The organism is Pseudomonas sp. D3-27 (assembly GCF_051132165.1).
Taxonomy (GTDB): domain Bacteria; phylum Pseudomonadota; class Gammaproteobacteria; order Pseudomonadales; family Pseudomonadaceae; genus Aquipseudomonas.
The window spans coordinates 506,875-529,189 of sequence record NZ_CP071667.1 but is presented as its reverse complement, the minus strand read 5'-3'; the positions used below and the strand labels follow the sequence as shown (position 1 = coordinate 529,189).

At 62.1% G+C, this 22,315-nt stretch carries 16 protein-coding genes; 13 read left to right on the top strand and 3 right to left on the bottom strand.

Going from position 1 to position 22,315, the window contains the following annotated elements:
- The first annotated feature begins 17 nt into the window (after positions 1-17).
- Entirely contained in the window at positions 18-1,181 is a 1,164-nt protein-coding gene (locus J3P92_RS02445; protein ID WP_434649807.1) for a gamma-butyrobetaine dioxygenase, read from the top strand.
- 370 nt (positions 1,182-1,551) lie between these two features.
- A complete protein-coding gene (locus tag J3P92_RS02440) occupies positions 1,552-1,815 on the top strand; it encodes a hypothetical protein (RefSeq protein WP_434561889.1) in 264 nt (87 codons plus the stop codon).
- Between the two features lie 94 nt (positions 1,816-1,909).
- On the opposite strand, the gene J3P92_RS02435 is transcribed toward J3P92_RS02440, so the two are convergent.
- Positions 1,910-3,013, bottom strand: coding sequence for a GlxA family transcriptional regulator (locus tag J3P92_RS02435; RefSeq protein ID WP_013694424.1), 1,104 nt, complete (start codon positions 3,011-3,013; stop codon positions 1,910-1,912).
- A 477-nt stretch (positions 3,014-3,490) separates the two neighbouring features.
- Positions 3,491-4,867, bottom strand: coding sequence for an L-serine ammonia-lyase (locus tag J3P92_RS02430; RefSeq protein WP_434649806.1), 1,377 nt, complete (start codon positions 4,865-4,867; stop codon positions 3,491-3,493).
- A gap of 433 nt (positions 4,868-5,300) precedes the next feature.
- Between J3P92_RS02430 and J3P92_RS02425 the strand changes: the two genes are divergently transcribed.
- The 3 genes from J3P92_RS02425 to choV all read left to right on the top strand — a co-directional run bounded on the left by J3P92_RS02425 (position 5,301) and on the right by choV (position 8,335).
- Positions 5,301-6,248 (top strand): choline ABC transporter substrate-binding protein, encoded by a 948-nt coding sequence (locus J3P92_RS02425; protein ID WP_420764959.1) that lies wholly within the window; start codon positions 5,301-5,303, stop codon positions 6,246-6,248.
- Between the two features lie 66 nt (positions 6,249-6,314).
- A complete protein-coding gene (gene choW, locus J3P92_RS02420; RefSeq protein WP_420764960.1) occupies positions 6,315-7,160 on the top strand; it encodes a choline ABC transporter permease subunit in 846 nt (281 codons plus the stop codon).
- Positions 7,157-8,335, top strand: a complete 1,179-nt coding sequence (gene choV / locus J3P92_RS02415) for a choline ABC transporter ATP-binding protein (protein WP_420764961.1) — start codon at positions 7,157-7,159, stop codon at positions 8,333-8,335. Before choW ends, choV begins: the two co-directional genes overlap by 4 nt.
- 243 nt (positions 8,336-8,578) lie before the next feature.
- Here the strand turns inward: choV and J3P92_RS02410 are convergent, their stop codons facing one another.
- Positions 8,579-10,108 (bottom strand): BCCT family transporter, encoded by a 1,530-nt coding sequence (locus tag J3P92_RS02410; protein ID WP_434651085.1) that lies wholly within the window; start codon positions 10,106-10,108, stop codon positions 8,579-8,581.
- A 365-nt stretch (positions 10,109-10,473) separates the two neighbouring features.
- Between J3P92_RS02410 and betI the strand changes: the two genes are divergently transcribed.
- The 8 genes from betI (at position 10,474) to J3P92_RS02370 (ending at position 22,188) form a co-directional block, all read left to right on the top strand.
- A complete protein-coding gene (gene betI / locus J3P92_RS02405; RefSeq protein ID WP_434561885.1) occupies positions 10,474-11,094 on the top strand; it encodes a transcriptional regulator BetI in 621 nt (206 codons plus the stop codon).
- Positions 11,095-11,173: 79 nt separating this feature from the next.
- A complete protein-coding gene (gene betB / locus J3P92_RS02400) occupies positions 11,174-12,646 on the top strand; it encodes a betaine-aldehyde dehydrogenase (RefSeq protein ID WP_420764963.1) in 1,473 nt (490 codons plus the stop codon).
- A gap of 218 nt (positions 12,647-12,864) precedes the next feature.
- Complete coding sequence (betA, locus tag J3P92_RS02395; RefSeq protein WP_434649804.1) at positions 12,865-14,568, top strand: choline dehydrogenase; 1,704 nt, start codon at positions 12,865-12,867, stop codon at positions 14,566-14,568.
- Positions 14,569-14,823: 255 nt separating this feature from the next.
- Positions 14,824-16,266, top strand: a complete 1,443-nt coding sequence (locus tag J3P92_RS02390) for a TldD/PmbA family protein (protein ID WP_434649803.1) — start codon at positions 14,824-14,826, stop codon at positions 16,264-16,266.
- Positions 16,266-17,603 (top strand): TldD/PmbA family protein, encoded by a 1,338-nt coding sequence (locus J3P92_RS02385; protein ID WP_434649801.1) that lies wholly within the window; start codon positions 16,266-16,268, stop codon positions 17,601-17,603. The genes J3P92_RS02390 and J3P92_RS02385 overlap by 1 nt, the downstream gene beginning before the upstream one ends.
- A 174-nt stretch (positions 17,604-17,777) precedes the next feature.
- The gene (gene mdtD / locus J3P92_RS02380; protein ID WP_420764967.1) at positions 17,778-19,205 is read left to right on the top strand and encodes a multidrug transporter subunit MdtD; all 1,428 of its coding nucleotides are present in this window, start codon (positions 17,778-17,780) and stop codon (positions 19,203-19,205) included.
- A 320-nt stretch (positions 19,206-19,525) separates the two neighbouring features.
- Positions 19,526-20,863, top strand: a complete 1,338-nt coding sequence (gene dbpA, locus J3P92_RS02375) for an ATP-dependent RNA helicase DbpA (protein ID WP_434651083.1) — start codon at positions 19,526-19,528, stop codon at positions 20,861-20,863.
- 146 nt (positions 20,864-21,009) lie between these two features.
- A complete protein-coding gene (locus tag J3P92_RS02370) occupies positions 21,010-22,188 on the top strand; it encodes an NAD(P)/FAD-dependent oxidoreductase (protein WP_420764968.1) in 1,179 nt (392 codons plus the stop codon).
- Positions 22,189-22,315: the final 127 nt, after the last annotated feature.

Genomic DNA, 22,315 nt, shown 5'->3' with positions numbered 1-22,315 from the left:
TCCTATAGGAGACCGACATGCACACCGCCGCCGCAATTGCCGACTTCCGCAGCTACCCTCTGGTCCACGCCTTGACTGCCGCAATCCCCTTGGCCGACCGGGTTCACGTCACGTGGGCCGATGGTCGGATCAGTCCTTTTCATCACCAGTGGCTGCGGGACAACTGCCCTTGCCAGGCATGCGTCTACAGCGTGACCCGTGAGCAGGTCCTGGAGATTGTCGATGTGCCCGAAGATCTGGCGCCGGATGAAATCCGCGTTGATGGTGAAGGCCGCCTGCGCGTGGCCTGGCGGGACGGCCACCAAAGCCAATTCGACCCGGGCTGGCTGCGCGCTCACGCCTATGACGAAGTCTCCAGGGCCGAACGACTCGACGGCAGGCCGCAACGCCAGCTATGGCAGTGCGACCTGCAGCTGCCAGTGTTCGAATACCAGGCGCTGATGGAGGATGCCGACGCGCTGCTGCAATGGCTGCTGGCGGTACGCGACATCGGCCTGACCCAAGTGCGGGGCGTGCCCACCGAGCCCGGCTCGCTGAAACAGATTGCCCAACGCATTTCCTTCGTTCGCGAGAGCAATTTCGGCGTGCTCTTCAACGTGCAATCCAAGGCCGACGCCGACAGCAACGCCTACACCGCTTTTAACCTGCCGTTGCACAGCGACTTGCCGACGCGGGAATTGCAGCCGGGGTTGCAGTTCCTGCATTGCCTGGTGAACGAGGCCGTGGGTGGCGAGAGTATCTTCGTCGACGGTTTCGCCATTGCCCAGGCGCTGCGCCAGGAAGATCCCGATGCCTTCGAGGCGCTGTGCCAGATCCCGGTGGAATTTCGTAACAAGGACCGCCACAGCGACTACCGCTGCCTGGCGCCGATCATTGCGTTGGACGCCCTTGGGCAAGTCTCGGAGATCCGCATGGCGAACTTTCTGCGCGGCCCCTTTGACACCTCGGTGGAGCAGATGCCCAGGCTCTACCGCGCCTACCGCCGCTTCATCGCGCTGACCCGCGAGCCACGCTTTCGCCTGGTGCAACGACTCGAACCCGGGCAGCTCTGGTGCTTCGACAACCGCCGCACGCTTCACGCGCGCAACGCCTTCGACCCTGCTACCGGGGCGCGGCATTTCCAGGGGTGTTATGTGGATCGGGATGAATTGCTGTCGCGCATTCTGGTGTTGCAACGTTAGACCGCGTCATCGTTCATCGCGAGCAAGCTCGCTGCCACAGGTGAAAGCATTTCCCTGTGGGAGCGAGCTTGCTCGCGATAGCGGCCTGCCAGACAACCGATTATTTGCGGATTCACACAGGCAAAAAAATCCCCGATCAAGCCGTGACAGGATCGGGGCAGGAGCGTTACTGGAGGAGCTGTGGCGCGAGGGTGACCAAACCATCGTGATGCAGCTTGGGGCCAGTGTGCCCAGTCCCGGACCCAGCGAGTTAGCCGAAAACGACGCGTTCATAGTCAATCATGACAGAACGACGATTTGCCCTTGCCGCCGATTCGGGTGGCTACCAGAATCCAGGCACGACCCCAATCCCTGAACAAGGAAAAGCGTCATGATGTACGCCGATTTGATCGACCAGGAAGACCTGCTGGGCCATCTGAAGGCCCTGGGGTTGCAGATACCCAGTGGCGCGACTGCCGAGCAGGCGTGCGAGTGCGCCGTACGAGGCCTGGACAGGGCTCGCGCCAATGAGCTGCGCAGGCTGGTCAAGGAAATGTACACCAGCAGCGCGACCATCCTGCCGGCGGTGCGCCAGGCAATCGATCAGCAACTGTTGCCGGCGTTGGCGCAGTACCAGCAGAACCATAACGCCTGATGAAACCCATCGCGAGCAAGCTCGCTCCCACAGGATTTGTGAACGACACAAAACCTGTGGGAGCGAGCCTGCTCGCGATGAACGCGCTGAAGTCTTAGAGCCTCACACTCGCAAACGTCGACTCATTGCGCGCCTGGCTCAGCGCCGACAGCGGGCCGGACAGCGGCGACAGCACCAACGCCTGCGGCAGCGGCATCATCGCCACTTGTTGCGTGGTGTTGGAGCCGACGCGCTCGTCCCGTGGCGGAATGCCGAAGTATTCGCGGTAGCACTTGGAGAAATGCGGCGTGGAGACGAAGCCGCACACCGAGGCCACTTCGATGATCGACATCGGCGTCTGCTTGAGCAGTTGCCGCGCACGAATCAGTCGCAGCTTGAGGTAATAGCGCGACGGCGAACAATGCAGGTATTTCTGGAACAGGCGCTCCAGCTGACGGCGGGACACAGCGACGTACACCGCCAACTCGTCCAGGTCGATCGGCTCCTCGAGATTGGCCTCCATCAGCGCGACGATTTCCTGCAACTTCGGCTGGTTGGTGCCAAGCATGTGCTTGAGCGGCACACGTTGGTGATCCTGCTCGTTGCGGATACGCTCGTAGACAAACATTTCCGAAATCGCCGCCGACAACTCGCGACCGTGATCACGGCTGATCAAGTGCAGCATCATGTCCAGCGGCGCGGTGCCGCCGGAGCTTGTGAAGCGGTTGCGGTCAAGCGTGAACAGGCGCGTGCTCATCGAAACCCGTGGGAAAGCTTCCTGCATCGCGGCCAGGCATTCCCAGTGCACGCTGCAATCGAAACCGTCCAGCAGGCCGGCGCACGCCAGGGCCCAACTGCCGGTGCAGACTGCGCCAAGACGACGGGATTGACGGGCCTGGCCTTGCAGCCATGAGACATGTTCGCGGGTTACGGTGCGCTGGATGCCGATGCCGCCGCACACGATGACGGTGTCCAGGGCCGGGGCTTTGTGCATGGAGGCGTCCGGGGTGATCTGCAAACCGTCACTGGCCCAGACCTGGCCGCCATCGACGGTCAGGGTGGTCCAGCGGTACAGCTCGCGCCCCGACAGCTGGTTGGCCATGCGTAGCGGTTCCACCGCGGACGCCAGGGAAATCAGCGTGAAATTGTCCAGCAGCAGAAAGCCGATGGATTGAGGCGCACGGTTCTGGGGTTGGGCCCCGGAGTTGGACGTCGTCATCGCGGTATCTCCTCACACAAAGCGGGTGATGGCCTCAGGCGGAGGCTCTTGTTATTGCCCTCATTCTCTTGCGTGAGAGGGGCTTTATCGGGACAGAGCAATTGCCATGCCTAAATTTGAATGCGCGTTCAATAACTCCTGAAAACGACATGCCGGCGTGTCTATATAAGGGCCCCGTCGAGGCCGGGTTCCAAGTGCCATCATGGGCTGCGGGCGAACGCCAGGGCGGGCTGTGAGCAGATCGGTAGCACTTGTGGTCACTGGCCCGCGCCGTTTGCGCGATGGTTGTCACCGCAAGCGCGGGGACGGACGGTAGGGCGGCGTACAAAGGCGTGACCGCCAAGTCACGCCTTATCTGTTTGCGACGCGCCAAAACGTGGCGTGTTTTTCCTGCGGTGTGCGTTTTACGAGCGATTTTTCAACACCCGTGGCGAGGGAGCCTGCTCCCTCGCCACGGGATTATCTTGCAGTGCTGAATCAGCATTCCACCGCGCTTACCGCCAGCCCGCCCCGTGAAGTCTCTTTATATTTGTCGTGCATGTCGGCGCCGGTATCGCGCATGGTGCGGATCACACGGTCCAGGGAGATGAAATGCTGACCATCACCCCGAAGGGCCATCTGCGCGGCATTGATTGCTTTCACCGCGGCGATGGCGTTGCGCTCGATACACGGCACCTGGACCAGGCCGCCCACCGGATCGCAGGTCAGGCCGAGGTTGTGCTCCAGGCCGATTTCCGCCGCGTTGCACAGTTGCTCCGGCGTGGCTCCGAGGATTTCCGCCAGGCCTGCCGCCGCCATGGCGCAGGCCGAGCCGACTTCACCCTGGCAGCCGACTTCGGCGCCCGAGATCGAGGCGTTCTTCTTGCACAGGATGCCCACCGCCGCCGCGCCGAGGAAATAATCCACGACGTTGGCGTCAGTAACGGCCTCGCTGAATTTCATGAAGTAATGCAGCACCGCCGGAATGATCCCCGCCGCGCCGTTGGTCGGCGCCGTGACCATGCGCCCGCCAGCGGCGTTTTCCTCGTTGACGGCCAAGGCGTACAAGTTGACCCACTCCATGGCGCTCAGGGTCGAGCCGATCACGTTCGGTTTGTTCAATTCTTGCAGGCTGCGGTGCAACTTGGCCGCGCGCCGGCGCACATTCAAGCCGCCAGGCAGGATGCCCTCGTGCTTGAGGCCCTGCTCGACGCAGTCCTGCATGGCCCGCCAGAGTCTCATCAGGCCGCTGCGAATCTCTTCTTCCGAACGCCAGACCTTCTCGTTGGCCATCATCAGCTCAGCCACTCGCAGGTTATGCATGCGACACAGCCCGAGCAGTTCCTCGGCGCTGGAGAAATCGTAAGGCAACTCGGTGGTGTCCAGGTCCATCACGCCGCTGGACGCCTGGGCCTGGTCGACCACAAAGCCGCCACCGACCGAATAATAGGTGTCGCGGTGCAGTTCGCCGTTTTCACCCTCCGCCACCAGCGTCATCGCGTTGGGGTGGAACGGCAGGTTTTCGTCGAGCAGGCGCATATCGCGGGACCAGACGAAAGGCACCGGCAGGCGGCCATCGAGCAGCAGGGTCTGGGTCTCGCGCAGCAGCTCGATGCGCGTACCGATTTGCGACGGATCGATCGAGTCGGGCCATTCGCCCATCAAGCCCATGATCGTGGCGGTATCGCTGCCGTGACCGATGCCGGTGGCCGACAGCGAACCAAACAATTGCACCTCGACCCGCCGCACGTCATTTAAAAGCGACTTGGCCCGCAACGCTTCGACAAACAGCGCCGCTGCGCGCATGGGCCCCACGGTGTGGGAACTGGACGGGCCGATACCAATCTTGAACAGGTCGAACACGCTGATGGCCATTGCCTTGACTCTCCAGAACGGACACATCCGGGCGCGGGAGCGTCCGGTGGCGCAGCTGCTACGCTCAACGCCGGGATGGCCGCATCATCCGGCTTTTGAATGGGCTTTCGACGTCTGACACCGACGCAATCATGCCCACCAACGCCGCGTCTTTGTCGCCCAGGTTTTACGACGTTTTTTACGTATCAGAAGCCAGCCGAGGGCCGAAAAAATCTGTAAACGACGTCACCAACACTGGATGCGACCCTCCCTGTACTGGATACGACGCGCCCTGTAGGCGTCGGATTTGCACTGGTACATGATCGGTTACGGCTCGTTTGCAAGGCCGCGTGCCACGAAGAGTGCCCACGCGCCGCCAACCGCAACTTAAAAAAAGCAAAAAAGCGCGGTTGTCCCGACCGGACACTGCCGATAAAACACCAGGAGTCCACCCATGAAAGGTTCCACGCCGTTGTTGTTGGCCGCCATGCTGAGTCTTCCGATGCTGGCCAACGCTGCAGAACCCGCCCAATGCAGTACCGTCAACTTCTCCGATGTCGGCTGGACGGACATCACCGTGACCACCGCCACCACCAGCGTCGTGCTCGACGCCCTCGGCTACAAGACCAAGACCACGATGATCTCCGTGCCGGTGACCTACAAGTCCCTGGCCGATGGCAAGAACATGGACGTGTTCCTCGGCAACTGGATGCCGACCATGGAAAACGACATCAAGGCCTATCGTGAAGCGGGCACCGTGGAAACCGTGCGCGCCAACCTGGAAAACGCCAAGTACACCCTGGCGGTCCCCGAAGAGCTGTACAACAAAGGCCTCAAGGATTTTGCCGACATCGCCAAGTTCAAGAAGGAACTGGACGGCAAGATCTACGGCATCGAACCGGGCAACGACGGCAACCGCTTGATCCAGAGCATGATCGACAAGAACGCCTTCGGCCTCAAGGACGCCGGCTTCAAGGTCGTCGAGTCAAGCGAAGCCGGCATGCTTTCCCAGGTCGATCGGGCCCAGCGTCGCAGCACCGCCGTGGTGTTCCTGGGCTGGGAACCGCATCCGATGAACACCCGCTTCAAGATGAAATACCTCACCGGTGGCGATGAATACTTCGGCCCGAACTTCGGCCAGGCGACCATCTACACCAACACCCGCAAGGGCTATGCCCAGGAATGCAGCAACGTTGGCCAGTTGCTGAAAAACCTGGTCTTTACCCTGGACATGGAAAGCACGCTGATGGGCAACGTGCTGGACGACAAGATGAAGCCTGAAGCCGCCGCCAAGGCCTGGTTGAAGAAAAACCCACAAGTACTCGATACCTGGCTCGCCGGCGTCACCACCGTTGACGGTAAACCTGGCCTGGAGGCCGTGAAAGCCAAGCTCGCGCAGTAAAAAGCTTATGCCGGGCGAGTTCGCTCGCCCGGGCTGTTTATTCCTTGCATGCGGACGTTCACTACCATGCTTATTGATCAGAAAATACCCTTGGGCCAGTACATCGCGGGCTTTGTCGAATGGTTGACGCAAAACGGCGCCGACACCTTCGATGCAATCGCAATGTTTCTGGAAACGATGATTCACGGCGTGACGTTTGCGCTGACCTGGTTCAATCCCCTGGTGCTTATCGGCCTCATCGCGCTACTGGCGCACTTCATCCAGCGCAAATGGGGCCTGACCGTTTTCGTTATCGCGTCCTTCTTGTTGATCCTCAACCTGGGTTACTGGCAAGAGACCATGGAAACCCTCGCCCAGGTGCTCTTCGCGACCCTGGTCTGCGTGCTTATCGGTGTGCCGCTGGGCATTGTTGCCGCGCACAAGCCGATGTTCTACACCATGATGCGTCCGGTGCTCGATCTGATGCAGACCGTACCGACCTTCGTCTACCTCATTCCTACCCTGACCCTGTTCGGTCTGGGTGTGGTCCCGGGCCTGATCTCCACGGTGGTATTCGCGATCGCCGCGCCCATCCGCCTGACCTACCTGGGCATCCGCGACGTTCCGGACGAACTGATGGACGCCGGTAAAGCCTTCGGCTGCTCCCGGCGCCAGCTCCTGTCGCGCATCGAACTGCCTCACGCCATGCCGAGCATCGCCGCCGGAATCACCCAATGCATCATGTTGTCGCTGTCGATGGTGGTCATCGCGGCACTGGTCGGTGCCGACGGCCTGGGCAAACCCGTGGTCAACGCATTGAACACCGCTGATATCGCCCTGGGCTTCGAAGCCGGCCTGGCGATCGTATTGCTGGCGATCATGCTCGACCGAATCTGCAAACAACCCGACGCCAAAGTAGGGGGTGACGCATGAGCATAATCCGCTTCGAAGAAGTCGACGTGATCTTCTCCAAAGATCCACGCGAAGCCCTCAAATTGCTCGACAAGGGCATGACGCGCAACGAAATCCTGAAGAAGACCGGGCAGATCGTCGGCGTCGAAAAAGCCAGCCTCGACATCGAAAAAGGCGAGATCTGCGTGCTGATGGGCCTTTCCGGCTCCGGCAAATCCAGCTTGCTGCGTTGCATCAACGGTTTGAACACCGTGAGTCGCGGCAAATTGTTCGTCGAGCACGAAGGCCGGCAGATCGATATCGCCTCCTGCACTCCCGCCGAACTGAAGATGATGCGCACCAAGCGCATCGCCATGGTGTTCCAGAAGTTCGCCCTGATGCCTTGGCTGACGGTGCGCGAAAACATCAGCTTCGGCCTGGAAATGCAGGGCCGGCCGGAGAAGGAACGCAAGAAGCTGGTGGATGAAAAACTCGAGCTGGTGGGCCTGACCCAGTGGCGCAACAAGAAGCCCGACGAGCTGTCTGGCGGCATGCAGCAACGGGTCGGCCTGGCCCGCGCCCTGGCGATGGACGCCGACATCCTGTTGATGGACGAACCGTTCTCGGCCCTCGACCCGCTGATCCGCCAAGGCCTGCAGGACGAACTGCTGGAACTGCAACGCAAGCTGAGCAAGACCATCGTGTTCGTCAGCCACGACCTGGACGAAGCCCTGAAGCTGGGCAGCCGTATCGCGATCATGAAAGACGGCCGCATCATCCAGTACAGCAAGCCGGAACAGATCGTGTTGAACCCGGCGGACGACTATGTGCGCACGTTCGTCGCCCATACCAATCCGCTCAATGTGCTCTGCGGCCGCAGCCTGATGCGCACCCTGGACAACTGCAAGCGCATCAACGGCTCGGTGTGCCTGGATCCGGGCGGCGATTCCTGGCTTGACCTGGCCGAAGGCAACACCATCAAGGGCGCCCGGCAGAACGGCGCCGCCCTAGACCTGCAGAACTGGGCGCCAGGGCAGTCCGTCGAAGGCTTGGGGCGTTTCCCGACCTTGGTCGACTCCAGCATCGGCATGCGCGACGCGTTGCAGATCCGCTACCAGACCGGCAACAAACTGGTGCTTCACGATAATCAGCAAGTCGTCGGCATCCTCGGCGACAGCGAGCTGTATCACGCCCTGCTCGGCAAGAACCTGGGCTAAAGCCAATGCACACAAAAACGCCGCGAGATGATCGCGGCGTTTTTGTTTGTGTGTGTGTGTGCAGGAACCAGAATTGGAATACTTTTGTGGCGAGGGGATTTATCCCCGCTGGAGTGCGCAGCACTCCCGAAACCAGACGACTCGTGTCTTCAGGTAAATTGAGTCGCATCTATTGGGGGCCGCTTCGCAGCCCAGCGGGGATAAATCCCCTCGCCACAACAGTGTTCTCAACCCTCGAACGGGTCAGCTATAGACCCGGCCCAACTCCACCAATTTCTGCTGCTCCGCCTGCACATCCTCGCGCATGGCCTTGTGCAGCCCGAACATGAAGCACACCAGCACCACCGAGAACGGCAGGCCAGCCAACACCACCATGGTTTGCATCGCCTCGAAGTTGCCCGCGAACAACAGGCCGATGGTCACCAGCGTGATCACCACCGACCAGAAGATCCGCAGCCAATGCGGCGCGTCTTCGTCAACGTTGCCGCCCTGGCACGAAAGGTTCGCCATCATCACCGCGCCGGAGTCAGCCGGGGTCAGGAACAGGACGAAACCGACGAAGATCGACACGCCGATCACGACCTTCGACGCCGGATAGTATTCGAGCAGCTGATAGATCGACATCGACGGCTGCGTCAACGCCGTCTTGCCCAGCTCGACCGCGCCGTGGTTCATCACCAGGTCCAGGGCCGAGTTACCGAAGATCGACAACCAGGCCAGGGTGAAGCCCAGGGGAATCAGCAACACGCCCGCCACCAACTCACGCACGGTGCGGCCACGGGAAATGCGCGCGATGAACATGCCGACAAAAGGCGCCCAGGAGATCCACCAGGCCCAGTAGAACAGGGTCCACAAGCCCATCCAACGGCCCGATTTCGCGGTGTCGTCGGCATAGACGTACAGGTCGAATGTCTTGAGCACCACGCCGTTGAGGTAGTCGCCGATGTTCTGCACGAAACCGTTGAGCAGGTGCAGGGTCGGACCGAACAGCAACACGAAAATCAGCAAGCCGCTGAACAACACGATGTTCAGGTTGGACAACCGGCGGATGCCGTTTTCCACGCCGGACACGGCGGCGATGGTCGCCACGGTGCTCATCACGATGATCACGATCAGCAAATTGGTGTTGCTGTGCTCGATGCCAAACAGGTTTTCCAAACCGGACGCGACTTGCAGCGAACCGATCCCCAGGTTGGTCACCAGCCCCAGCAGCGTCACGAACATGCCGAAACCGTCCACCGCATGGCCGGCCGCGCCCTTGACCCAGCGCTCGCCCACCAATGGATACAGGGCCGAGCGCAGCGCCAGCGGCTGGTTGTGCCGATAGGCGAAATACGCCACGGCCAAGCCCACCAGGGCATAGATCGCCCAACCATGCAGGCCCCAGTGCAAGAACGTCAATTGCACGGCCTGGCGCGCGGCCATCTGGCTGCCGGCCACGCCTTCAGGGGGGTTGAAGAAATGGTCCAGCGGCTCGGATGCGCCGAAGTACAGCAATGAAATGCCGATGCCCGACGAAAACAGCATCCCGGCCCAGGCGCCGTAGCTGAAGTCCGGCGTATCGTCCTTGCCGCCCAGCTTGAGCTTGCCATAGGAGGAAAATGCCAGGCCGACCACAAACACCAGATAGGCAGCGATGACCACCATGTAGTACCAGCCGAAGCTGCGGGACAACCACGCCTGGGCAATGCCGAGCAGACGGCCGGCCTCCTGCGGGGCGATGATCAGAATGGCGGTCAGCAACAGAATCAGCGCGGTGGAGGTGTAGAACACCCAACCGTTGACCGTCACCTTCTGCGGCGGGGTCTTTATTAGCAAGGCAGAACTCATTGCACGGATGCTCCAGGCAGTGCGAGAGAAGGACAAGGCAACGCGATACCCGGCCAATCGGTGGGTTGGCAGCCGACCGGCGGGTGATATAAAGACACCCGGAAAGCCCTTGCCCCGCGATTGCGCGGGTCTCTGGGCTCTTGATGTCTCGTTTCTGCGCCATTTACCCCGTAGGAAAACCGGTAAATCGCGACGAATTGTCGCAGAGCTTATTCTTTGTTGATTGAACGTTCAATCAAAACAAAATAGACTGGCCCTCATGACGGCGGACCTTACTCATCCGCCCGATGGCCTAAGGAGATTTGCAGATGCCCAAGGTCGGTATGCAACCCATCCGCCGCCAGCAATTGATCGAAGCCACTTTGCAGGCTGTCGATCAGGTCGGGATGGGGGACGCCAGCATTGCGCTGATCGCCCGTTTGGCCGGTGTTTCAAACGGCATCATCAGTCACTACTTTCAGGACAAGAATGGCCTGATCGCGGCTACGGCCCAGTACCTGATGACCGTCCTGAGCGAGAACGTCACCGCGCGTCGTCAAGCGCTGACGGACCCGAGCCCGCGAGCTCACCTGAAGGTGATCATCGAGGGCAACTTCGACGCCAGCCAGGTCAACGGCCCGGCAATGAAAACCTGGCTGGCCTTCTGGGCCACCAGCATGCATCACCCGTCATTGCACAGGTTGCAGCGGATCAACGATCACCGTCTGTATTCCAACCTGTGTTGCCAGTTCCGCCGCGTGTTGCCTGTCGACCAGGCACGCAGCGCGGCCCGGGGCCTGGCCGCTCTGATTGACGGTTTGTGGCTGCGCGGAGCGCTGTCGGGAGACGCGTTCGACACCGCCCAGGCACATCGGATCGCGTACGAATACATGGATTTCCAACTGGCCAAGGCAGGAGCGCCAGAGCACACAGAACCGCTCGACTCCTGAACCCCCACCGCAGCGCGTAGTCAGCTGTAAACGACACGCTCGGTGGTCAGCCAACCACTTATGCACTTGCGAGGACTTTATGGCCCGTTTCGAACTGCAAAAACTCTACATCGATGGCGCGTACAGCGATGCCAGCGGCGACGCCACTTTCGAAGCCATCAACCCGGCGAACGGTGAAGTACTCGCCCTGGTGCAGCGCGCAACGAAAGAAGACGTCGAGCGTGCCGTGGTCAGCGCCGAAAAAGGCCAGAAAGTCTGGGCGGCGATGACCGCCATGCAGCGCTCGCGCATCCTGCGTCGCGCCGTGGACATCCTGCGCGAACGCAACGATGAGCTCGCGGCCCTGGAAACCCTGGACACCGGCAAGGCCTATTCCGAAACCCGCTACGTCGACATCGTCACTGGCGCCGACGTGCTGGAATATTACGCAGGCCTGGTGCCCGCTATCGAAGGCGAACAGGTTCCGCTGCGCACCACGTCGTTCGTCTACACCCGCCGCGAGCCCCTGGGCGTCGTCGCCGGTATCGGCGCATGGAACTACCCGATCCAGATCGCCCTGTGGAAATCCGCCCCGGCCCTGGCCGCTGGCAACGCGATGATCTTCAAGCCCAGCGAAGTCACCTCGCTGACCACCCTGAAACTGGCCGAGATCTACACCGAGGCCGGCGTTCCAGCAGGCGTGTTCAACGTGCTGACCGGCAGCGGCCGTGAGGTCGGCACCTGGCTGACCGAGCACCCGCGCATCGAGAAAATCTCCTTCACCGGCGGCACCGACACCGGCAAGAAGGTCATGGCCAGTGCCTCGAGCTCTTCGCTCAAGGACGTGACCATGGAGCTGGGCGGCAAGTCGCCGCTGATCATCTTCGACGACGCCGACCTGGACCGCGCCGCCGACACCGCGATGATGGCCAACTTCTACAGCTCCGGCCAAGTCTGCACCAACGGCACCCGGGTGTTCGTGCCGAGCCACCTGAAGGCTGCCTTCGAAGCCAAGATCGCCGAGCGCGTGGCGCGCATCCGCATCGGCAACCCGGAAGACGAGAACACCAACTTCGGCCCGCTGGTGAGCTTCGCCCACATGGAAAACGTGCTGGGCTACATCGATAAAGGCAAGGCCGAAGGCGCGCGCCTGCTGTGCGGCGGCGGTCGCCTGACGGAAGGCGAACTGGCCAAGGGCGCGTTTGTGGCCCCGACCGTGTTCACCGATTGCACCGATGACATGACCATCGTGCGTGAAGAAATCTTCGGCCCGGTGATGAGCATCCTCACCTACGAAACCGAAGAAGAAGTGATCCGCCGCGCCAACGATACCGACTTCGGCCTGGCCGCCGGTGTCGTGACCCGCGACCTGAACCGCGCGCACCGCGTGATCCACCAGCTCGAAGCAGGCATCTGCTGGATCAACGCCTGGGGCGAATCGGCGGCGGAAATGCCGGTCGGTGGCTACAAGCAATCGGGCGTGGGCCGGGAGAATGGGATCAGCTCGCTGACCAACTACACGCGCATCAAGTCGGTGCAGGTCGAAATGGGCGATTACACGTCGGTGTTCTGATCTGAGACCGAGCCTGAGGCCGGGGCCCTTGTGGCGAGGGAGCTTGCTCCCGCTGGGCCGCGAAGCGGCCCCGACCCAGCTCCCAGGTTCATCCAGACAGAACACGGTCGCCCTGTTTGCGACTGCTGCGCAGCCGAGCGGGAGCAAGCTCCCTCGCCACAGAAAATGTGGCACTCGATACCCGCGACCTGAACCAACTCCAAAAGAGGGTACATTTCATGTCCCAAGAATTCGATTACATCATCATCGGTGCCGGCTCGGCCGGTAACACCCTGGCTACCCGCCTGACCGAAGACGAAGGCGTTACCGTCTTGCTGCTCGAAGCCGGCGGCCCGGACTATCGCCTCGACTTCCGTACCCAGATGCCCGCCGCCCTGGCATTTCCTCTCCAGGGTCGCCGCTACAACTGGGCCTACGAGACCGATCCGGAGCCGCACATGAACGGCCGTCGCATGGAATGCGGTCGCGGCAAGGGCCTGGGTGGTTCTTCGCTGATCAACGGCATGTGCTACATCCGCGGTAACGCGCTGGACTACGACAACTGGGCCAAGCTGCCCGGCCTGGAAGACTGGACCTATCTCGATTGCCTACCGTATTTCCGTAAAGCCGAAACCCGAGACATCGGCCCGAACGACTACCATGGCGGCGACGGCCCGGTCAGTGTGACCACGCCCAAGCCTGGCAACAATCCGCTGTTCCACGCCATGGTCGAAGCCGGCGTTCAGGCCGGTTACCCGCGTACCGAGGACCTCAACGGCTTCCAGCAGGAAGGTTTCGGCCCGATGGACCGTACCGTCACGCCCAATGGCCGTCGCGCCAGTACCGCGCGCGGTTACCTGGACGTCGCCAAGAAGCGCTCGACGCTGACCATCGTCACCCACGCCCTGACCGACAAGATCCTCTTCGAAGGCAAACGCGCGGTCGGCGTGCGTTACCTGGTGGGCGCCGCCGAAGAACGCGTCGAGGCCCGGGCGCGCAAGGAAGTGCTGCTGTGCTCCGGCGCCATCGCCTCGCCGCAGATCCTGCAACGCTCCGGCGTCGGCCCTGCCAAGCTGCTGGAAAACCTCGACGTCCCGGTGGTCCACGACCTGCCGGGCGTCGGTGAAAACCTGCAGGACCACCTTGAGCTGTACCTGCAATACGCCTGCACTCAACCGGTCTCGCTGTACCCGTCGCTGCTCTGGTACAACCAGCCGGCGATCGGTGCCGAGTGGCTGTTCAACGGCACTGGTATCGGCGCCAGCAACCAGTTCGAGGCCGGCGGCTTCATTCGTACGCGCCCCGAGTTCGATTGGCCGAACATCCAGTACCACTTCCTGCCGGTGGCGATTAACTACAACGGCAGCAACGGCGTGAAAGAGCACGGTTTCCAGGCGCACATGGGCTCCATGCGTTCGCCAAGCCGTGGCCGGATCCAGGCCAAGTCCAAGGACCCGCGCCAGCACCCGAGCATCCTGTTCAACTACATGGCCACCGAGCAGGACTGGCAGGAATTTCGCGACGGCATCCGCCTGACCCGCGAGATCATGCAGCAGCCGGCGCTCGATCCGTTCCGTGGTCGCGAAATCAGCCCGGGCATCGAGGTGCAGACGGACGAGCAATTGGACCAGTTCATCCGTGAGCACGCCGAAACCGCGTTCCACCCATCCTGCTCGTGCAAGATGGGCACCGATGATATGGCCGTGGTGGATGGCGAAGGCCGCGTGCACGGCATGGAAGGGTTGCGCGTGGTCGACGCCTCGATCATGCCGATCATCACCACCGGCAACCTGAACGCGCCGACGATCATGATCGCCGAGAAAATCGCCGACAAGATCCGTGGCCGCAAGCCTTTGCCGCGCAGCACCGCACCTTACTACGTCGCCGGCGACGCGCCGGTGCGCGGCAAGCCGTTGCGTGAAGTGGCGACGGCCGCGCAGTAAGACTCCAGATCGCGGCGCGGCCTTCGTCGGATCGCCGCCCGGAGCAAGCTCGCTCCCACAGGGGATTGGCGGTGAACACAGATTTTGTGACTACCAAAGATCCACTGTGGGAGCGAGCTTGCTCGCGATGACGTCCGACCTGACACCGCAAATCCCCATCTGCCTTGATCCCTCCCCCGCCCCAGGCCTACTCTAGAGCCGCCCGCGCCAATGCGCCGCACCTCGCTGCATCGCCACTCCAGACAAGGAGGTTCCATGTTCGACTTCCAACCCCAGCTCAAGCAGCGTTTCGCTGCCTTGCGCACGGGCGCTGAGTTCTTTTCCCTGCGTTACGTACGCGAGTCCGGCCAACACTTGTCGGTGCGCAAGAACGTCGCCGAACCTCCGAGCCTGAGCCACGACGAAGGTGCGATGCTCACCGTGCGGGTCAACGGTGTCGAGGCGTATGCCGCCACCAATGATTTGTCCCAGACCGGCCTGCAAGCGGCGCTGGAGCGGGCCGAGCAATACGCTCGCCAGCTCAAGCCCCACGCCCTGCTGGACCTGCGCGACCAACCGGTGTCCAGCGACCGCGCCGACTACTTCTCGCCGCATTTCGACCAGGCCTTCCCGCCCCTGAGCGATTGCTACCAATTGCTCGGCGACGAATCGGCCGCGGTGCCCGTCGACGAGCGCCTGGTGAACTGGCAGGCCAGCATCGGCCTGACCCAGGTCGAGCAGATCTACCTCAACAGCGCCGGCGCTGAACTGCGCCAGGCCCAACGCTTCATCTACCCGGCCCTGGACGTCACCGCCTTCGACGGCAACGACAGCCAGACCCGCACCCTGGGCCGGGAAAATTTCGGCCAGCAAGGCGGTTTCGATGTGATCAGCCGTTGCGGCCTGATCGGCGCCGGTCCAAGGATCGCCGACCAGGCCCTGCAATTGCTCATGGCGCCCAACACGCCCCAAGGTCCCCGCGACCTGCTGCTGATGCCCGACCAGATGATGTTGCAGATCCACGAGTCCATCGGCCATCCGCTGGAACTGGACCGCATCCTCGGCGACGAGCGCAATTACGCCGGCACCAGCTTCGTCAAGACCGAGGATTTCGGCCACCTGCAGTACGGCTCCAGCCTGTTGAACGTGACCTTCGATCCGGACATTCCCGAGGAATTGGCCAGTTACAGCCATGACGACGACGGCACCGCCGCCAGCAAGCAGTTCCTGATTCGCGAAGGCCTGTTGCTGCGCCCATTGGGCGGCGCGCTGTCGCAGTTCCGCGCCGGCCTCGACGGTGTTGCCAACAGCCGCGCCTGCGGTTGGAATCGTCCGCCCATCGACCGCATGGCAAACCTGAACATCGAGCCCGGCGACCAATCCCTGGAGCAGTTGATCCAAGGCATCGAGCATGGCGTGCTGATGCGCACCAACCGCTCCTGGTCCATTGACGACGCCCGCAACAAATTCCAGTTCGGCTGCGAATGGGGCCAGTTGATCGAGAACGGTGAGCTCAAGGGCGTAGTGAAGAACCCCAACTACCGGGGCATCTCCGCGCAGTTCTGGAAGAGCCTGCGGGCCGTGGGCGACGCCAGCACGTCCCAGGTACTTGGCACGCCGAATTGCGGCAAGGGCGAGCCGAACCAGGTCATCCGCGTCGGCCATGCGTCGCCGGCCTGTGTGTTCAGCAACGTGGATGTGTTTGGGGGAGACGCCTGATGAGCACCGTCGATAATCAAGCTGGAGCGTTCAAGGCGCTGGTCGATTGGCTGCGCGATGCGTTGCGCGAACCTGAGCAATTCACCCTCGGCTACGCCGCCGAGTCGTCGGCCTTCGTGCGCTTCAACCACGGCAAGGTCCGTCAGGCCGGCCAGGTGCAACAGGCCAACGTCAGTTTCAAGTTGATCAATGACGGCCGTCATGCCGATCTGCAGATCACCTTGTCCGGCGACACCGAGACCGACCTGCGACGCTTGGCCGACGGGTTGCAACAGTTGCGCGAGACGTTGCCGCTGCTGCCAGCCGATCCCTACCTGCTGCTCAACCACAACCATTGGCAGAGCAACAACGTGCAGGGCCATCCCCTGCCGGACACCGAGCAAGCCGTCGCTGAAATCAGCCGTGCCGCCGAGGGCCTGGACTTGGTCGGCTTTTACGCCGCAGGCCCCATCAGTCGTGGCTTCGCCAGTTCCTCGGGAGCGTTCGGCTGGCATCAGGCCAACAGTTTCAACTTCGACTTCAGCTTGTTCCATGAAAACGGCCAGGCCGTGAAGGCCAGCTACGCGGGACACGCCTGGAGCAGCGAAGGATTCGCCCAACGTTTCGAGCAGGCACGCCAGCAGCTGCAATTCCTCGGCCTGCCCCTACGTACGCTGCCGCCGGGCGAATACCGCGCCTACCTGGCGCCGGCCGCGCTGGAAGAAATCATGGGCATGCTCAGTTGGGGCGGATTCTCGGCCCGGGCGATCGCCAGCAAGCAAAGCCCGTTGCAGAAATTCTACGCCGGCGAAGCCCACTTCAGTCCCAACGTGTGGTTGACGGAGCAGGTCAGCGGCTCATTGAGCCCGGCATTTTCCGACGAAGGTTATCCCCGCGATGACCTGGGGCTGATCGCCAAGGGCATGGCCAACGCGCAACTGGTCAACTCCCGCAGCGCCGCCGAATACGGCCTCGCCGCCAACGGCGCCAGCAGCTATGAATACCCCACGGCGCTGGACATGCAGGGCGGGCAATTGGAACAGAAGTACATCCTCGAGCAGCTCGGCACCGGGCTGTACATCAGCAATCTCTGGTACCTGAACTACTCCGACCAACCGGCGGCGCGTCTGACCGGCATGACCCGCTTCGCCACGTTCTGGGTCGAGAACGGTCAGATCCAGGCGCCGGTGAGCACGATGCGCTTCGACGACAGCGTCTACAGTTTGCTCGGCTCGCAACTCGAAGCGCTGACCCGGGAGCGGGAACTTCTGCTTTCGGCCAGCACCTACAGCCAGCGGGCCACGGCCTCGATGTTGCTGCCGGGGGCGTTGGTCAAGAAGCTCACGTTGACGCTATAACACGCAGTGCCCCGTGGCGAGGGAGCTTGCTCCCGCTCGGCTGCGAAGCAGTCGTAATCCAGGCGACGCTATCTGTCAGGCACACCGTGTTCACCGGTTTGGGGGTGCTCCGCACCCCAGCGGGAGCAAGCTCCCTCGCCACAGGTAATTGTTTTATTTCACACAAGAGGTCCCATGCCCAACCGCGCTCCCCTCGACGCCGTCACCGCCCGCTGGCTTCCGTGGGTGGTGGCGATTGCCTTCTTCATGCAGTCCCTGGATGGCACCATCCTCAACACCGCCCTGCCCGCCATGGCCAGCGACCTGGCGGAAAACCCGCTGCGCATGCAAGGCGTGATCATTGCCTACATGCTCACCGTGGCCTTGCTGATCCCGGCCTCGGGCTGGATCGCCGACCGCTTCGGCACCAAGAAGATTTTCTTCGGCGCGATCCTGCTGTTCAGCTTCGGCTCGCTGCTGTGCGCCTTGTCCAACTCGTTGAGCATGTTGATCGGCGCACGGGTCGTCCAAGGCTTGGGCGGTGCGCTGATGTTGCCGGTGGGCCGGCTGGTGGTACTGCGGGCTTACCCGCGCTCGGAGTTGGTGCGAATCATGGGCTTCATCACCATCCCCGGGCTGCTCGGCCCGCTGATCGGCCCGACCATGGGCGGCTGGATGGTGGAGTACATGACCTGGCACTGGATTTTCCTCATCAATCTGCCGGTGGGCGTGGTCGGTTGCTACGCGGTATGGAAATTCATCCCGGACCTGCGCGGCACTGAGCGCACGCGCTTCGATGGCGTGGGCTTTCTGTTGTTCGGCGCGGCGATGGTGCTGATCACCGTCGCCATGGAGGGGCTGGGTGAACTGCACCTGCCGCACCTGCGGGTGATGCTGCTGCTGTTTGGCGGCATGGCTTGCCTGGCGGCTTACTGGGTGCGCGCCGGGCACGTCGAGAACGCGCTGTTTCCACCGTCGCTGTTCAAGACCCGGACCTTCGCGGTGGGCATCCTCGGCAACCTGTTCGCGCGCCTGGGCAGCGGTGCACTACCGTTCCTGGTGCCGTTGCTGTTGCAAGTCGCCCTGGGTTATTCACCGTCCCAGGCGGGGATGAGCATGCTGCCCCTGGCGGCCGCCGCGATGGTCGCCAAGTCCGTGGCCCGCCCGCTGATCGAACGCTTCGGCTATCGCATCGTCCTGACCGGTAATACCCTTGCCCTCGGCGTGATGCTGGCGAGCATGGGCTTGGTCAGCGAGCAAACACCGTACTGGCTGTTGCTGGCGCACCTGGCAGTGCTGGGAGCGATCAACTCGCTGCAATTCACCGCGATGAACACCGTGACCCTGATCGACCTGGACGACGCCAGCGCCAGCAGTGGCAACAGCCTGCTGTCGGTGGTGGCGCAACTGTCCCTGAGCCTGGGCGTGGCTTGTGCAGGTGCCCTGCTGGGAGGCTTTACCGCCCAGGTCGGCAACGACGGAGTGGACACGGTGCTGGGCGCCTTTCAATTGACTTTTGTGACGGTGGGGATCATGGCGATGCTGGCGGCGACGATCTTTTCCCAGCTGTCGAAGCAGGATGGGCGACGGGTCAAGCGTCCGGATGAGCATATCGAGCACTAGATAGGACTCGAACGGTTTTAAGGCTTCAGGGCTTTTGTGGCGAGGGAGCTTGCTCCCGCTCGGCTGCGCAGCAGTCGCAATCCAGGCAATGCGAACTTTCAGGTGCACCGTGTTGGCCGGTTTGGGGCCGCTTCGCGCCCCAGCGGGAGCAAGCTCCCTCGCCACAGGGAATTCGCCCACTTCAGAACTGCGCCACAGCTCGTCCAGATCTTTCGAAGAAAGTGGCACGAGGCTGCTACACTGCGCGACATTTTGTTTTGCAGGCCCGTCCCGTGACCACCATCGCCACCGCTTTTAATACTTTGCCGTTGTCCGCCGCCATGCTGGCTAACCTCGAATCACTCGGTTATGCCCAGATGACGCCGATCCAGGCGCAAAGCTTGCCGGTGATCCTCAAGGGCATGGACCTGATCGCCCAGGCCAAGACCGGCAGCGGCAAGACCGCGGCCTTCGGCATCGGCCTGCTGAACCCGATCAACCCACGCTATTTCGGCTGCCAGGCCCTGGTGATTTGCCCGACCCGCGAGCTGGCCGACCAGGTCGCCAAGGAAATCCGCCGCCTGGCCCGCGCCGAAGATAACATCAAGGTCCTGACTCTGTGCGGCGGCGTGTCTTTCGGCCCGCAGATCGCCTCCCTCGAACACGGCGCCCACATCATCGTCGGCACGCCAGGGCGTATCCAACAGCACCTGCGCAAGGGTTCGCTGGTGCTCGATGGCCTCAACACACTGATTCTCGACGAAGCCGACCGCATGCTCGACATGGGCTTCTACGACGCCATCGAAGACATCATCCAGCAGACCCCAGAACGCCGCCAGACGCTGTTGTTCTCCGCGACCTACCCGGTGGGCATCAAGCAACTTGCTTCCAAATTCATGCGCGACCCGCAGCAGGTGAAGGCCGAAGCGCTGCACTCCGACGCGCAGATCGAACAGCGGTTCTACGAGATTTCTCCCGAGGAGCGCATGGACGCGGTGGTCAAGGTCCTGGCGCATTTCCGTCCGGCGTCTTGCGTGGCGTTCTGCTTCACCAAGCAGCAGGTCCAGGAAACCGTCGACCATCTGACGGCCAAGGGCATCTCCGCCGTCGGCCTGCACGGCGACCTGGAACAGCGCGACCGCGACCAGGTGCTGGCAATGTTCGCCAACCGCAGCACCTCGGTGCTGGTGGCCACCGACGTCGCGGCCCGCGGCCTGGACATCGATGCCCTGGACATGGTGATCAACGTCGAACTGGCAAGGGATTCGGAAATCCATATCCACCGCGTCGGCCGCACCGGTCGCGCCGGTGAGAAAGGCATCGCCATCAGCCTCGTGGCGCCCTCCGAAGCCCATCGCGCCCAGGCCATCGAGCAACTGCAGAAATCGCCGTTGAACTGGGACCAACTGGACAACCTCAAGCCTCAGGGAGGCGGCCCGTTGCTGCCGGCCATGAGCACCCTGTGCATCGGCGCCGGGCGCAAGGACAAAGTCCGCCCCGGTGACATCCTAGGCGCCCTGACTGGCGAGGCCGGCATCCCCGGGGCCCAGGTCGGCAAGATCGCAATCTTCGATTTCCAGGCCTATGTGGCCGTGGAACGCGGGATCGCCAAACAGGCGCTGCAACGCCTGAACGATGGCAAGATCAAGGGTCGGTCGTTGCGGGTGCGGATCCTCTGACCGATAGACAGAGATCAAACTGTGGGAGCGAGCTTGCTCGCGATGAGGCCGGTACATTCAACATTGATGTTGTCTGACAGTCCGCCATCGCGAGCAAGCTCGCTCCCACACTGGGTTTTGTGGCGACACATTTAGAGGACACCGTTTTGCGCTCTACCGAAGTCGTGATCATTGGCGCTGGCGCCGCGGGGTTGATGTGTGCGCTCACCGCTGCCGCGCGCGGGCGCCAGGTGATGTTGCTGGACCACGCCAACAAGGCTGGCAAGAAAATCCTCATGTCGGGCGGTGGACGCTGCAATTTCACCAACATGTATACCGAGCCGGGCAATTTCCTTTCCCAGAACCCGCACTTCTGCAAGTCGGCCCTGGCCCGCTACACCCAGTGGGATTTCATCGCCCTGGTGGCCAAGCACGGCGTGCCCTATCACGAAAAAAAACTCGGTCAGTTGTTCTGCGACAACAAGTCCAGCGACATCCTTGGCCTGCTGCTGGATGAATGCGACCAGGCGGGCGTCAATCTGCACCTGGACACTTCCATCGAGCAGATCGAAAAGACCGACGGCGGCTACCAGTTGCAGACCACCCTCGGACCGATCGCCTGCCAGTCCCTGGTGATCGCCACCGGCGGGCTATCGATCCCGACCCTGGGCGCGACCGGTTTCGGTTATCAAGTCGCGAAGCAGTTCGGCCATCAATTGCTGCCGACCCGCGCCGGGTTGGTGCCGTTCACCATTACCGATCAACTCAAGGCCCTGTGTACCGAACTGTCGGGCACCTCGGTGGATTGCCTGGTGAGCTGCAACGACCAGAGTTTTCGCGAAAACATCCTGTTCACCCACCGCGGCCTGAGCGGTCCGGCGATCCTGCAGATTTCATCATTCTGGGAGCCAGGGGACACGGTGCAGATCAACTTGCTGCCCGACCATGACGTGCCGCAATGGCTGCAACAGCAACAAGCCGAACGCCCCAACAGCGAGCTGAAGACCTTGCTGGGCGAGCTGTTCACCAAGAAAATGGCCAACCTGTTGGCGGACACCTGGTTCGTCTCCAAACCCATGAAGCAATACACCCACGCGGAGCTCGCCGACATCGCCGAAAAACTGGCGAGCTGGAACGTGGTGCCGGCCGGCACCGAAGGCTACCGCACCGCCGAAGTCACTCTGGGTGGCGTCGATACGCGGGAAGTCTCGTCCAAGACCATGGAATCGTTGAAAAGCCCTGGCCTGTATTTCATTGGCGAAGTGCTGGACGTCACCGGGCACCTGGGCGGGTTCAACTTCCAGTGGGCATGGGCGTCAGGGTATGCGGCGGCGCAGTACGTTTGATTCTCACCGATGTGGAGCCTGCTTTTGTGGCGAGGGAGCAAACTCCCTCGCCACAGGGTAAAGGTGTGTCCTTGGCATGCAGGAACACTTTTTGCTGCCAGATGTGATCGCCGCCATTGCATCGGCG